At 42.5% G+C, this 14,388-nt stretch carries 10 protein-coding genes and 1 pseudogene; 5 read left to right on the forward strand and 6 right to left on the reverse strand.

From position 1 onward, the window contains the following. Window positions 1-68 precede the first annotated feature (68 nt). The 3 genes from LIQ05_RS14550 to LIQ05_RS14560 all read right to left on the reverse strand — a co-directional run bounded on the left by LIQ05_RS14550 (window position 69) and on the right by LIQ05_RS14560 (window position 3,958). On the reverse strand, window positions 69-1,067 hold the full coding sequence (locus tag LIQ05_RS14550) for a LysR family transcriptional regulator (protein ID WP_226821784.1): 999 nt from the start codon (window positions 1,065-1,067) through the stop codon (window positions 69-71). 127 nt (window positions 1,068-1,194) lie between these two features. Further along, complete coding sequence (locus LIQ05_RS14555; protein WP_226821787.1) at window positions 1,195-2,973, reverse strand: M14 family metallopeptidase; 1,779 nt, start codon at window positions 2,971-2,973, stop codon at window positions 1,195-1,197. 139 nt (window positions 2,974-3,112) lie between these two features. Continuing rightward, a complete protein-coding gene (locus LIQ05_RS14560) occupies window positions 3,113-3,958 on the reverse strand; it encodes a class I SAM-dependent methyltransferase (RefSeq protein WP_226821790.1) in 846 nt (281 codons plus the stop codon). Between the two features lie 149 nt (window positions 3,959-4,107). On the opposite strand from LIQ05_RS14560, the gene LIQ05_RS14565 reads away from it, so the two are divergent. After that, window positions 4,108-5,847 carry a hypothetical protein gene (locus LIQ05_RS14565; RefSeq protein WP_226821793.1) on the forward strand — a complete coding sequence of 580 codons (1,740 nt, stop codon included), beginning with the start codon at window positions 4,108-4,110 and terminating at the stop codon, window positions 5,845-5,847. 65 nt (window positions 5,848-5,912) lie between these two features. Here the strand turns inward: LIQ05_RS14565 and LIQ05_RS14570 are convergent, their stop codons facing one another. Both LIQ05_RS14570 and LIQ05_RS14575 read right to left on the reverse strand, forming a co-directional pair. Continuing rightward, window positions 5,913-6,143 carry a hypothetical protein gene (locus LIQ05_RS14570; protein WP_226821796.1) on the reverse strand — a complete coding sequence of 77 codons (231 nt, stop codon included), beginning with the start codon at window positions 6,141-6,143 and terminating at the stop codon, window positions 5,913-5,915. A 142-nt stretch (window positions 6,144-6,285) separates the two neighbouring features. Beyond that, window positions 6,286-7,290 carry an aldo/keto reductase gene (locus LIQ05_RS14575; protein WP_264292782.1) on the reverse strand — a complete coding sequence of 335 codons (1,005 nt, stop codon included), beginning with the start codon at window positions 7,288-7,290 and terminating at the stop codon, window positions 6,286-6,288. A gap of 261 nt (window positions 7,291-7,551) precedes the next feature. Here LIQ05_RS14575 and LIQ05_RS14580 point away from each other — a divergent pair, with 261 nt between their 5' ends. Together LIQ05_RS14580 and LIQ05_RS14585 are read left to right on the forward strand one after the other, a co-directional pair. Continuing rightward, window positions 7,552-8,865 (forward strand): MATE family efflux transporter, encoded by a 1,314-nt coding sequence (locus LIQ05_RS14580; protein WP_226821799.1) that lies wholly within the window; start codon window positions 7,552-7,554, stop codon window positions 8,863-8,865. A gap of 65 nt (window positions 8,866-8,930) precedes the next feature. Beyond that, on the forward strand, window positions 8,931-9,299 hold the full coding sequence (locus LIQ05_RS14585) for a metal-dependent transcriptional regulator (RefSeq protein WP_226821802.1): 369 nt from the start codon (window positions 8,931-8,933) through the stop codon (window positions 9,297-9,299). A 216-nt stretch (window positions 9,300-9,515) separates the two neighbouring features. On the opposite strand, the gene glgB is transcribed toward LIQ05_RS14585, so the two are convergent. Beyond that, window positions 9,516-11,297: a 1,4-alpha-glucan branching protein GlgB gene (glgB, locus tag LIQ05_RS14590; protein ID WP_226821805.1), complete on the reverse strand. Its 1,782-nt coding sequence runs from the start codon at window positions 11,295-11,297 to the stop codon at window positions 9,516-9,518. 178 nt (window positions 11,298-11,475) lie between these two features. Here glgB and LIQ05_RS14595 point away from each other — a divergent pair, with 178 nt between their 5' ends. Both LIQ05_RS14595 and recQ read left to right on the forward strand, forming a co-directional pair. Beyond that, window positions 11,476-12,024 carry a TetR/AcrR family transcriptional regulator gene (locus LIQ05_RS14595; RefSeq protein WP_226821808.1) on the forward strand — a complete coding sequence of 183 codons (549 nt, stop codon included), beginning with the start codon at window positions 11,476-11,478 and terminating at the stop codon, window positions 12,022-12,024. A gap of 117 nt (window positions 12,025-12,141) precedes the next feature. Further along, window positions 12,142-14,049: pseudogene (gene recQ, locus LIQ05_RS20375) on the forward strand (DNA helicase RecQ). Window positions 14,050-14,388: the final 339 nt, after the last annotated feature.

Genomic DNA, 14,388 nt, shown 5'->3' on the forward strand with positions numbered 1-14,388 from the left:
AGCCTACAACCCGCCCAGGGGGTTATAGGCTATTCTTATTTGGCATATATTTTTATATTTTTGGAATATCAATTTAATTTACTATTCAGGAACTCAAGCAACTCTTCCACCAATTCATCCGGTTCATCATTTTTCCTTCTGATATATCCGAAAAATACCCTGTTCTTTTTGAATTCCAGTGGAATGCCTTCATTTACAGCTTTCTTGTCATCCGAAAGATAGTTTCCGCTAATATTGCAAAGATCTGTTTCTTTCAGCATTTTTTCCATAATGTAATCGCTGTTTGTGATTACGGAAACGTCCAGGTTTTCCCAGCTGAATACTCCTCGTTTTTCTTTTTCCCCCAACTCCAGGAATTCATCACGGAAATTTTGGATAAAGCGGAAGTTCTTCATCTGTTCCATATTTACTGTCTGCTGGTCTTTTTGCGCCAGCGTATTTACAGTGCCATTATTTTCCACTTCTGAAGCAATTTTCATATCTGGCTTCTTTGCTTTTTCGGAAGGTGGCATTTCTTTATATAGAATATTTTCTTTTCCGGGATAAAAGGTCGCTGTGCTTTCCTGCATCACATTAAAAACCAGGCGATTTTTCACCAGCTCATACTGAAATTCTTTCTTCTGCTGCTCCATTATGTATACGAAACCAACATCGGAAAGATAATCCCTCACGCGCTCCATGACCGTCCGCACACCAGCTGTATAAATTTCAAAGTGATAGTCCTTTTCATAATTTTTCTTATAAAACTCTACAAACTGATTGGTAAACCAGGAACTGGGATTCAGGGAAATACGCAAATACTTTGCCATATTTTTATGCCCCATCTCTTCCAGGATCCGGGAGTCATTTACAATTCTGCAGGCATAACGATACGCTTCCCGTCCCTTGGCAGTAAGGGCAATTCCCCTTGGCATACGGTCAAACAATACCATTCCCATATCATTTTCCAGAGCTTTGATGGCCTTGCTCACACTTGGCTGGGTGGTATAAAGCAGTTTCGCAGCCTCACTGATGGAGCCGGTTTCTGCACATGTTATAAAATATATTAATTGTTTAAGATCTAACATATATGGTTCCTTCACTTTTTCTTCAAGCCAGTTTTCTTCAGCCTTGATCATTCCAGCCTTATATGCTGTTTTTTATATTATTTTAGGAAATCCTGCTGCCCCTTCTTCATACCCATGCGATTTTTTATTATTTTGCTTTCTTTGCCGCAATGGCAAACATCGGGGTTGGATTATAAAATTCATCTTTTTCTTTATAAACCCGTCTGCTCAATCCCAGATCAATGGAAATCTGTTCCATACCTGTCTTCCCAAGCTCTTCCACGTCCCAGGCGGGGCGGAGGTAGGAGCTGATGGGAAGCTGGCGTTTAATATCTTCGCATTCCTGCATCAGGGAATTTCCAAGCTGGTTGTGGGCGTGGTTTTCCGGAAGACCGGAGGTTTCAGCGAAGTTTGTGGCGCCGTAGTTGGCATCAAAATTCAGGAGAAGTCCGCCTGGTTTTAATACTCTGGACCACTCTTTGTAGGCCTGGGCTGCTTCTGGTAAGGTCCAGGTCAGGTTTCGGGAAATGACTACGTCGAAGCTCTCATCCGAAAAGCTTAAATGCTCTGCATCCATCACCTGGAAATCACAGCTTACCAGCTCTTCTTTAGCAAGGATCCGGGAGTTTATGATCATATCCGGAGTAAGGTCGGTACCAATTACATCGTGTCCCTGTTTTGCAAGAAGGATTGTAAAGAAACCAGTTCCACAGCCTACATCTAGGATTTTAAGTTTAACATTACCAGTCTCTTTTTCCTTATTTTCTGCAACTGCGTCTTTTCTTTCTTTGCTTTCATCCCCAATCTTTTTTTCAGAGCTTAATGGCTTTTCAGGTAGGTATTTCTCAATTTCTTCCAGCCATCTCTTTGCCAACGGACTATGTAACTCTGCTCTTCTCTGCTCCAGAAAGCTGTCGCTTCGCTTGGTCCAGTAGGCTGCAATCTTCTCTTTTCGGTCGTCTTCCTCGTAGCTGATCCGGCCATAAGCTACCACCGGTCCATCCTTAATCACCTGCAGGGAGCCAGTCTGATACAGAATCACTCCATCCCCATAGGAGGTACAGGTTTCCAGGATATGGTCCTCATAATCTTTTACATATCCAAGGATTTCTCCTTCTGTAAACAGGTCTCCAGCCTTCTTCTGCGGATACCAGAGTCCTGTATAAGAAGCAGACTGATACTGCACATCTGTTACATTTAATGGATAATATTTTCGCATACTTCTATGTCCGTCATAGATTCCAAGAAACCGTAAAATACTGCGCACATCACGCTTCATAGAGCGCACTTCTTCTGTCTCCCAGGCTCCCATGCCGCCTCGTTCCAGAAGCACGGAAGGAATGCCGCAGGATGCTGCATAATTGTAGCTTCCACCGGAGGCTACCTCTGATTTTACCATATAAGGGACATCCACCTGCTCTGCCATCTGACGGGAAATCTTCATCACTTCCGGATCCGCTTTTCCTGCATAATACACATAGGGAGTCAGCTTCTCATAGTCATCACCGCCGTGAAGATCAATGTAATAATCTGCCACTTTCTGCAGTTCTTCTACCACTGCTGAAGCCAGTCTTTCATACTTTGTACCATCTTTTTTTCCTGGAAAAACCCGGTTCAAATTCTCGCCGGTTGCTCTGCAAAGAGAACCGTGACGGTTCTCAAATTCCTCTTTGGCGACTACCTTTACAATAATTACTGTTCCTGCCATTTTCTCAATTTTCAGGTCTCTTCCAAGCTCTACTGCACTCTGGATTCCCACATATTCGCCAGCGTGGATACCAGCTGTGAGCAGGGCTGTTTTGCCTGGTTTTTCACCCCGGATGATCGTTGCCGGAAGCGAAAATTCTCCATTTCCGATAGTAATAAAGCCATGGACGCGCTGCCCGGGCGCTGCACATAAACCGCCTACATTTATCATTTCACTCATTCTTTTTTCTACCTTTTCCATATAATATTTCAACATCACACCCAGTGTATTGGAATACTCTTTTGCCTCATACTTATTAACTTCATCACTGGTAACCGCTACAATTCATAGTCTGAACCGTAACGGCACCCTTCTTTTATTACTTTGTAACCTCCACCATAAACATCGGCGTAGACCCATAATTCAGCTTTTCTTCCTCGCTCCAAACCTTCTGCCAGATATCTTCATTCACTTCTATTTTTTTTGCTCCAATTCCCTCCAGAACCTTCACATCCCACCCCGGGCGCTTGGTCTCAGACAGCGGAACCTGCAGCGCAATCTTCTCCATCCGGTCAATATCTGTGCACAAATAATGGTCATCCAGGCTTCCTTTTTCCACATTTTTGCGGTCATTTTCATAAGCCTCACGCTTCTCATCATCATAAAGATACCCGTACCAGTTTGCATCGAAATTCAGAAGCTTTCCGCCTTTTTTCAGCACACGAAGCCACTCTTTATAAGCCATTTCCGGGTGAGGCAGATTCCAGGTCAGGTTCCGGGAAATGATCACATCAAAGCTCTCATCCTCAAACTCCAAAGCCTGGGCATCCATCCGTTTAAACTCAATATGATTCTTCTTTTCCCCGATAAATTTCGCTGCATTTTCCGCAGCCTTTTCCAGCATTCCAGGAGTATAATCTACCGCAGTTACATAATATCCTGCCTCCGCCAGAATCATAGGGAAAAAGCCAGGACCAGTGCCGATGTCCAAAATTTTCAGCTGTTCTTTCTCTTCATCAGGATTTCTGTTTCCGAAAGATTCTGTTTCCGCAAAACCTTCTTCTGCATCCTGATTTTCCCCAGATCTCTTTCCAAAAAATCCGCTTTCCAGAGTCTCCAGCCATGCCTTCTTCTGCATCCCCTTCAGCTCTTTTTCATTCACCTCAGAATACCCCTCCGTCCGGGTACTCCAATAGCTCTCTATTTCGTCCAGTAATTTATCCAATTGTAAATCCTCCGCATTAAACTCTAATGTTAAAATTTTATCAAAATTCCCCACTTTTCGCAAGCCCCCCAGGGGGATGAAACTCTACAGAAAAAGTTGTAAAGTGATGTTGAATTTTAATAGGAAATATTATAATATAAAACTGAAATATGTTGAAAGCATATACGGCTGTTGAAAAGGCAAATATTGATTCTGCAAATTATAAAAAGGAGAGGCTTATGGTACTGGGGCTATATTATTGTGATCATTGTGGCTCGTTTATTGAATCTGCAAGGGATGATTTGATTAATCTTATTGAAGAGAATATTGAAGCAGGCAATAAGGAATTTGTTGTAGAAGAACAGATGGTTGTGTCTGAAGCAATGTACAAAAAGTGTGAATATCGTTCGAAATATTCTTTTTCAGATTTAGAAGATATAGCATATAAGTATTCCTCTTCCAAACGTATTTCTGAAAAAAAAGAAGATGGACGTCTTGTGGTTGATGTGAAGTATACCCTCACGTTACTTGATGACTTTATCCGTTCGAGGGAAGATCCGAAACATTTGGAACTGGCACAAATAACAAACATAAAAAAGCAAGATCCTTCCTATATTAATTATTTTCAATCCATAATGAAACCTGATGAAGAAACCGGAAAAGTAAATATCTTGTATGCGTGGAAGAATACTGCAAAATGTCCTATATGTGGAAAAAGAATGTCTTTTGTTCCACCTGATTTATACAACTGGGATGGTTTGGATTTAAAAAAAATGGAATCTGCAATAAAGATAAATGATCATAACATGGCTGTGAAAAAAGTTGATAAAATGTTTGAGGAAAAAATGGCATTTTCTTCTGCTGTGCCCGCAAACAATACACTGGAGAGACAGCAGCTTGTTGAATATTTGCAACATGTATTTGAACTTTATTCGGACATCTTTTTTCTTAAAGAACAACTGGTGAATTTTGACACTGAAATAATAGAAGCCAAAAGAATGGAGATACGTGAAAAAAGCCAGTTTACGGAAAAATGCAAAAAAGAAATGGTTTATTTAGAGAAAGAGCTTGTACAGGCTGAAAGCCGCAATGTAGCGATGTCTCTTCAAATACGCCCTGAGGATCTGGGATTGCACATGCCACAGGAACCGGAATATTCCAAACCTGGTTTTTTCAATAAAAAGAAAGTTAATGCCGAAAATGAGAGATTAAGGAATAAATATGAAAAAGCAGTTCAGGAATTTAATGAAAAATGGGAAAAAGAAAAAACGAGAGAGGTAAGGCAAAGAGAAGAATATAATGCGAAAGCTTTAGAAAAGCAAAAACAGTTGATAAAAGACCTCAATGCCCAAAAGAAATGTTTAACAGATAAGCTGGAAGCTGGTGCAGGAAAATTAGCGATTTCTGCCGTCAGAGAATTTTATGAAAATGAAATCGAAGAAATAAATGCGAAAGTATCAGAGGCCTGTGATGTACTAAAAAAACTTTTGAAGTCTGGGATTTTGCATCCAAAATATTGGGATTTTGTTGCTGTTTCGTCAATTTATGAATACCTGAGTACAGGAAGATGCAGCACACTGGAAGGCGGGGACGGGGCATACAACCTGTATGAGGCAGAGATCCTGGCGAATCGGGTGATTGATCAGCTTGATGCAGTAATTGATTCTTTAAATACAATAAAGAGAAATCAGTACTTAATGTATAATGTGTTAACAAGCATTAACAGAAACATAAAGGATATTTCTCAAAAAATGTCTGTAGCAGTAGATGCGCTTAGTCATCTTGAGAGTGATGTTTCCTCTATAAAAGAAACCACAGAAATGATAGAATATAATACTGCAAAATCAGCTTATTATTCAAAAGTTAATGCAGATTTGACGAATGCACTTGGATATATGGTTGCTATGTGAAAGATGAATATTATGTCCGTTGTATAATACTTTTATCGTACAGGGGCGCTTTCCTTTGTAATGTTTTACGCAAACTCATTATACATCAGAAAGCCCTGTACGATTTTTTTATGAAGATTTTTCGTCTGGTTCCGAAGGATCCCACGTATCCTTTTCTTCGCTGTTCCCACATTATAAAGACCTGTCAGGGAGTCTCTCTGAGCTGCTTTTTTCAGCTTTTCTTTTGCAAACATATCCTGGTTAATATTCTGCAGATAGCCAAGAACCTTCCCCCATATGGCAACTGCCGATTGCAATATTCAGGCAGAGCACTGTCATGGTGTACATATAACTGCCCACTGTCCCTGTGATATTCCCATACAGTATCAAAGATTTTTTTGAAAAATGTGATTTTCTCTAGCATGATCCAATACATTCACTGTTATACTGAATTTTTTATTATCTGGCTGTATTCTCAGCCGCAATCTCATCAATTCTTGCAAGCTCTTCCTCTGTAAACGGTGCACAGTGGATTGCTTTTATGTTGTCAAGGATCTGCTGCGGACGTGACGCTCCGATCAGTACACTGGTCACTTCCTCCTGTGCAAGAAGCCAGCCAAGAGCCATCTCAGAAAGCTTCTCACCGCGTTCTGCAGCCATGTCGTTCAGCTCCCGTATCTGCTGTAAACGCTCTGGTGTCAGATTGCTTTCCTTCAAAAATCTGCCGTCTGTACGGATGCGGCTGTCCTTCGGAATTCCATTGAGATAACGGTCTGTAAGCTGTCCCTGGGCAAGAGGGCTGAAGGTAATCAGACCTTTTTTCAGGATTCCTGTGGTCTTCTTCAGACCATTTTTCTCTACGGTTCTGTCAAAAATAGAGTAACGGTTCTGATTAATCACAAATGGACAATGCATTTCCTGCAAGATCTGGGCTGCCTGTGACAAAGTTTTTCCATCATAATTGGAAAGTCCTACGTACAGTGCTTTTCCACTTTGAACAGCGCTTGCCAATGCTCCCATAGTCTCCTCAAGAGGGGTTTCCGGATCCATTCTGTGATGGTAAAAAATATCTACATATTCCAGTCCCATACGCTTCAGACTCTGGTCCAGGCTTGCCAGCAAGTACTTACGGCTGCCCCAGTTTCCATAAGGGCCATCCCACATTTCGTAGCCTGCCTTAGTGGTAATAATAAGCTCGTCCCTATATTTTCCCAGATCTTCTTTCAGGATCCTTCCGAAATTGATCTCTGCACTTCCAGGTTCCGGTCCATAATTATTTGCCAGGTCAAACTGTGTGATCCCATTGTCGAAAGCTGTAAAACACAGCTGTCTCATGTTTTCAAAATTCGCCGTATCTCCGAAATTGTGCCACAGTCCAAGTGACACCTTCGGTAGCATAAGTCCGCTGTCACCGCAGCGGTTGTATTCCATTGTGGTGTAACGTTCCTTTGAAGCAATGTACATAATAAAAACCTCCCTGAAAACGATAATCAAATTTATTATACTCCCAGGGAATTGATTTGTCATGGGAAAATGTGAATGTTTACACCATACATTTCCTATAGTATAATGAGAAAGATTTTGATAAATTTCTTTTTAACGAAAGTGATCTTTTTATTTATGGTAAAGCAAAACAGACGTTATCCTCTTCTGGATCCGTAGATAATAAATCATTATCTTTTTTATAACAATATTGATATTTTTCAGAAAGGATAACCTTTAGACATGCAAAAACAATTTTTCAAATATACTACCCAGAGCGTAGCTGCCATGATCGGTTTTTCCATCTATATTCTTGCGGACACCTTTTTCATCTCCGTCCAGTCCGGTGCAGATGGACTTGCGGTTCTGAACCTGATTTTGCCTGTTTATGGACTGGTTTATGCCATCGGATCCATGATCGGCATTGGCTCTGCAACCAGATATTCCATTGACAGATCCCGACAGCAGAATACGGATTTCTATTTTACACAATCTGTTTTCTGGGCTTTGCTCTGCAGCGTTCCCTTTATTTTCACCGGAATTTTCTTTCCGGGGAAATTCCTGGCAATCCTTGGCGCAGATCAGGGACTGATCTTACTGGGCAAAAGTTATCTGCGTATTATGCTGATTGCTTCGCCGCTTTTTATGGTTAACTATACTTTTACCGCCTTTGCCCGAAACGACCATGCGCCTTCCCGCGCCATGACAGGGGCCATTGCAGGAAGTTTATTCAACATTTTATTTGACTATATTTTTATGTTTCCAATGGGACTGGGGCTTGCCGGCGCTGCTCTTGCCACAGCTGTCAGCCCTGCAATTACCATGACCGTCTGCAGCACACATTTTCTTGGAAAAAGAAATGGCGTAGCATTTAAGTGGAAAAGCCCTTCCCTCCGCCACCTGGTTTCCTGTTGCCAGCTTGGAATTTCAGCCTTTGTTGGAGAAATTTCTTCTGCCATCACTACGATTATTTTTAATATGCTGATCCTTGGAATTGCAGGAAATGTAGGCGTTGCGGCATATGGGGTGATCGCCAATCTTTCCCTGGTTGCTATGTCCATTTTCAATGGTCTTGCCCAGGGTGCGCAGCCATTGATCAGCCAGAATTATGGAAAAGGCAGCCAGAAAAATGTGAAAAAACTTCTAAAATGGAGTCTTCTTTCCTGCCTGGTCCTTGAGCTGGTTATTGTGTTTATTTCCTTTGGCTTCACAGACGTTCTTATTGGAATCTTTAACAGCGAAAACAATTTACAGCTTTTAAATTATGCCCACACTGGCCTGCGGATCTACTTCCTTGGCTTCCTTTTTGCCGGAATCAACATTATGCTGGTAGCCTACTTCTCCGCCACCGACAGCCCCATCCCAGCCATCACAGGCTCCCTCATGAGAGGCATTATTGCCATTGCCCTCAGTGCCGTAATCCTCTCAAAACTACTGGGATTAAACGGCGTCTGGGGCTCGTTCCTGAGTTCAGAAGTGATTACAATTATAGTAATTCTACTGCTTGCGAAGCTGGTACCTTTTTCTTCTGCAAAAAATAATTGCCCAAATCGGTAAACTATGGTATTCTATAGGTATTATACTTGTGCTGTTACACAAACAAGAAATTGAGGTGATCTATCGTGAAATCTAATGAATCCGCTGAGAACTATCTGGAAACGATTCTGGTCCTCAGCAAAAAGAAACCTGTTGTTCGTTCCGTTGATATTGCTGATGAACTTGGCTTTAAGAAATCAAGTGTCAGTGTCGCTATGAAGAACCTTCGTGAAAAGAACCATATCACTGTCACTCCAGAAGGATATATTTATCTTACCGAATCCGGAAAAAAGATTGCAGATATGATTTATGAGCGACATGAATTTTTATCCTCCTGGCTGATCAGTCTGGGTGTTGATCCGGAAACTGCAACCTCCGATGCATGCCGTATCGAGCATGTCATCAGTCCAGAGAGCTTTACCGCTATCAAGGAGCATCTCTCTCCTGGTAAATAAATTATACGCATTGCGTTTTTGCATTACATTTTCTTATAATTACAGAAGCTCATTGATTGCTGTACACAGTAATCATAAAGACCTGTACTCCAGATAAAATCACTGATAGGGATCCATCATTGTAGAATTTTATCCGGAGACAGGTCTTTTTATTTGCCCTAAACGCCAACAGGCAGCACCGCCAAAAGCTGCCTCGCCGCCTGTCGTTATCAAAGCTTATTTCACCAAATAATATCTTGCAGAGAACGGACCCATTTTAAATACTGCTTTGCCCCCTGTAATTACCTTCTCCTTCTTGGTATAGCGCTTTTTACCGCCATATTTCACCATATCACTTGCAAGGAGAAGCTCATATCCGGCATAATCTTTTTTCAAAGTGTATTCCTGGATTTCGTCGGAGAAATTGAACACAGCCAAAATTTTCTGGTCACCACTGATTCTTTCAAACAGATACATGCACTTCTGCTCCTGATGGCAATCCACCCATGAGAAACCATCCTGGCTGAAATCTCTCTGGGAAAAAGCACTGTTCTTCAGATAGCATTGATTCAGATCTGCCATGAATTTATGAAATGCTTCATGAACAGGGAATTCCAGCAGAATCCAGTCCAACTCATCCTTTTCGCACCATTCCTTCAGCTGTGCCAGCTCATTTCCCATAAAATTCAGCTTTGCACCCGGGTGCGCATACATATACATATAGAAAGCTCTTGCCTGTGGAAATTTCCCGTCGTAACCACCGTTCATCTTCTGGGCGATGGTTGCCTTTCCGTGGACAACCTCGTCATGGGACAATGGCAGGATATAGCGCTCATTGTAAAAATACATCATAGAGAATGTCAGCTTGTGATATTTTTCCTGTCTTTCTTTTGCATCTGCCTGAAAATAAGACAGAGTATCATGCATCCATCCAAGGTCCCATTTGTAATCAAATCCAAGTCCGCCCTCCCATACCGGCTTTGTCACACCCTGATATGGAGTGGAATCCTCGGCAAAAAGGAGGCAGTCAGGGATTCGCTCCTTTAAGCCCTGATTCATGGTACGGATAAATTTCAGAGCTGCCAGATTTTCTCCACGGCTTGCATCCCCCTGCCAGTAAATCAGATTTCCTACTGCATCCATACGAAGGCCGTCGAAATGGAATTCATTCATCCAGTAATAGGCAGAGGACTGCAGAAAACTGCAAACTTCTCCTCTGGAATGCATAAAATTGCAGCTTCCCCATTCGTTGCGGCCAACTGCCATGTTTGGATATTCATAAAGGGCTGTTCCGTCATATTCTGCCAACGCATAATCATTCACTGCAAAATGCACTGGAACAAAGTCCAGAATGACCCCAATTCCAGCCTGGTGGCACTGGTCTACAAATGCTTTCAGTTCTTCCGGCTTACCATAGCGGGAGGTTGGACTGAAATATCCTGTATCCTGATATCCCCAGGATTCGTCGCATGGGTACTCACAGAGAGGCATGATCTCCAAATAATTATAGCCGTGTTCCTTCAGATAGGCGATAAGGATCGGTGCCAGTTCCTCATAGGTGTACCAGTCTTCCTGCCCTTCGCCTCGTTTTTTCCAGGAGCCAAAATGCATTTCATAAATGTTTACTGGTTTGTCGTAGCTTGCTTTGCGGTTTTTCAGCCATTTGCTGTCGCCAAATTCATAACCGCCAAGATCATAGGTCTTTGAAGCAGTGCCTGGACGCATCTCGCTATAAAAAGCATAGGGGTCTGCGTGGTCTACGAAGGAGCCATCCTGACGGTAAATTCTGTATTTATACATCAGGCCAGAGCCTACATCATTTATGGTACATTCCCAGAAATTGCCATCATGAACACGGTTCATAGGAGTCTCTGTCCAGCCGTTGAACTCACCAATTACAGATACTCGCTGCGCTGCCGGGGCAAATGTACGGAAGGTGGTTCCGCCATCCCATACGTGAGCACCAAGGTACTGATATGCTTCAAATTCTTTTCCTGTATAAAAGTTGTAAAAATCCATGTTTTTGCTCTCCCATTCATTATAAAAAGATATTAGACAGTAGTTGGTTTTCTTTGTATAATGAGTATAATTGCGTGGAGAGGAAAATGCCACCGACGAAAAGCGACATTAGTTGGATATCCAACGTTTTTTAGAATGTGTTGGATTTCTAATTTATTGAAATAGGGGATATATAAGTATGGATATCAGAATTGAAAAAACCAGACAGAGTATTATAAATGCTTTTATAGAACTGCGTTCTCATAAGGAGCTGGAGAGGATTACAATTAAGGAATTGTGTGAGAAAGCACAGATCAATAAATCTACCTTTTATGCCCATTATCAGGATATTTATCATCTCTCGGATACGTTGGAAACGGAAGTTGTGGTATCAATTATGGAGAATCTCACTCATCCGGAGAGAGTGCTGGAGGATACCACTTTTTTTTCCAGGGAACTGTTTATGGGGTTTCTGGCAAAGGATTCGCTGATCGGGATTTTGTTTTCGGGAAGCAGGAGTAAATGCCTGGTGCAGAAAATCGAAGTGGCCTTGAAAGAACTGGTGTTTGGAGCTTACCCTCAATATCGGGAGGACAAGGACATTAATATTATGCTCACTTATATTCTATATGGATGTTATTATGCGTTTTATGAAAACCGAAAATATGGAGATGTGCCTGTGCTTTCCAGTATTACAGAACTTACAGGCAAGACAGCGAAGGCAGCATTAAAAATGATAAAAAATTAGAAGCACCTCAGCAGACATTATTCCTCAAAGTGTGCAGCTTTGCAACAACTAAACAATTACCTATTTTCATCGCAGGAGGTCAATAAATTGACAACAAACAATTCGAATATACAAGAAATTAATTCTGTTACTTCACCAGTAACGCCCTTACAAATTCTAAAAACTTACTTCGGATACGACTCCTTCCGGGATGGGCAAGGAGAAATTATAGATACCATTTTAAGTAGAAGGGATGCGCTGGCAATTATGCCGACAGGGGCTGGAAAATCCCTTTGTTATCAAGTTCCAGCGCTGCTTTTGCCAGGAATTACATTGGTGGTTTCACCGCTGATCTCACTTATGCAGGATCAGGTGAAATCTCTGAATGAAGCAGGAATTCACGCGGCTTATATTAATTCCTCGCTGACTGAGGGACAGATTAATAAGGCTCTTTCTTTTGCTGCAAGGGGAGTTTACAAGATCATTTATGTAGCACCAGAACGACTGGAAACAGCTTCATTTCTAAGCTTCGCGCTCCATACTCCTATCTCCATGGTAACTGTAGACGAGGCCCACTGTATCTCCCAATGGGGACAAGATTTCCGTCCAAGTTACTTAAAAATCATAGATTTTGTGGAACAGCTGCCTGGCAATCCGATCATCAGTGCCTTCACTGCCACCGCAACAGAAGTGGTAAAAAATGACATTGCAAGGATCCTGAAACTGAAGAATCCCAACGTTGTTGTCACTGGTTTTGACAGAGAAAATCTCTATTATCAAGTGGAACATCTCACTGGAAAGCAGAAGGGCATCTTTATCCAGAATTACATAGAAACCCATCCAAACGAAAGCGGAATCATCTACTGTGCCACTAGAAAAAACGTGGATACTTTGTATGAGAAATTATAGAAACAAGGCGTCTCTGTAACCCGTTACCACGCTGGAATGAGCAACGATATCCGCAAGAAAAGCCAGGATGATTTCATCTACGACCGTGCTCAGGTAGTCATCGCCACAAATGCCTTTGGTATGGGAATTGACAAGTCCAACGTGCGCTTCGTCATCCATTACAACATGCCTCAGAGCATGGAAAACTACTACCAGGAAGCCGGACGTGCCGGAAGAGACGGCGAACCAGCTAAATGCATTCTTCTCTTCTCCGCCCAGGATGTGATGATCAGCAAACTGCTTCTTGGAAGCAAAGACTTCGAGGGCATGGATTTTCAGGAAATCGACCAGGTAAAGCGCCAGGATTCCCGCCGCCTCCAGCTTATGGAAGGCTACTGCATGACTACCTCCTGCCTGCGTAATTACATTCTGGAATACTTCGGCGAAACCACAGATACCCCCTGCGACAATTGCGGTAACTGCCACCAGGAATTTGAAGAACTTGACATGACCCAGGACGCCAAATGGGTAATCGGCTGCATCACCGAAATGCGCGGCCGCTACGGTCAGGCTCTTGTAACCGGCACCCTCCTTGGCTCCAAAAAAGCCCGCCTGAAAGACATCGGTGCCACCTCCTACAACTGCTATGCCAAACTGGAAAACCGCACCGAAGCCGACCTCCGGCTCCTTATAAGCCAGATGATCCGCATGGGCTATATCATTCAGACTGAGGGCGAATATAGTGTCCTAAAAGTAGGAAACATCGCAGATTTACAAACAAAAAATATCAAAATTATAGTAAAGAAATTCAAAGAAAAAGAGAAAATATCAGCCTCAAAGAAACGCAAAAATCCATTCGAAAAAGACAGTTTTTCCGCTTCCAAAGTGGGTTCATCCGCTGGCACCACCGCCGCAAACTCCAGCCGTAACTCCGCTCTTTTCGAGACCTTACGCCAGCTCCGCCTCCAAATTGCCAAAGAAGAATCCGTCCCGCCCTACATCGTCTTCACCGACAAAACCCTTATCGACATGTGCGAGAAACTCCCCCAGAATGAGGACGAAATGCTTAACGTATCCGGCGTAGGACAGAATAAGCTTAAGAAATATGGACAGCGATTTTTACAGGAAATTTTCTCGTTTCTATCCACTAATCATTAAACATTACATTGCTGTTTAGGGTGTTGGCTTCCAGCCAGTACACAGCATTTGGGCAATGGGTATTACTCCAGCGAACCATTTCAGGCGCGCCCTTAGCGTAGATGAAATCCAGTGCTTACGAAGACTTAGGAGTGACGGCTCTCCGGAACTCCTTAGTCGCAGTTAGCGATTAGTTCATCGTAGCGTTGCGCCGGTGAGTGAGTAATACCCATTGTCCGAATGCATCCCTTTTAGACGAACTTTTAACCCACAAAATAGCAACTTAAAAGAGGCCATTGCGAACTCATTTCCAGTCCGCAACGGCCTCCCCTTAAGGAGTTTTATTTACTTTCTTTCACG

Origin of the sequence: Blautia glucerasea, assembly GCF_020537505.1 — a bacterium.
GTDB lineage: Bacteria > Bacillota > Clostridia > Lachnospirales > Lachnospiraceae > Blautia_A.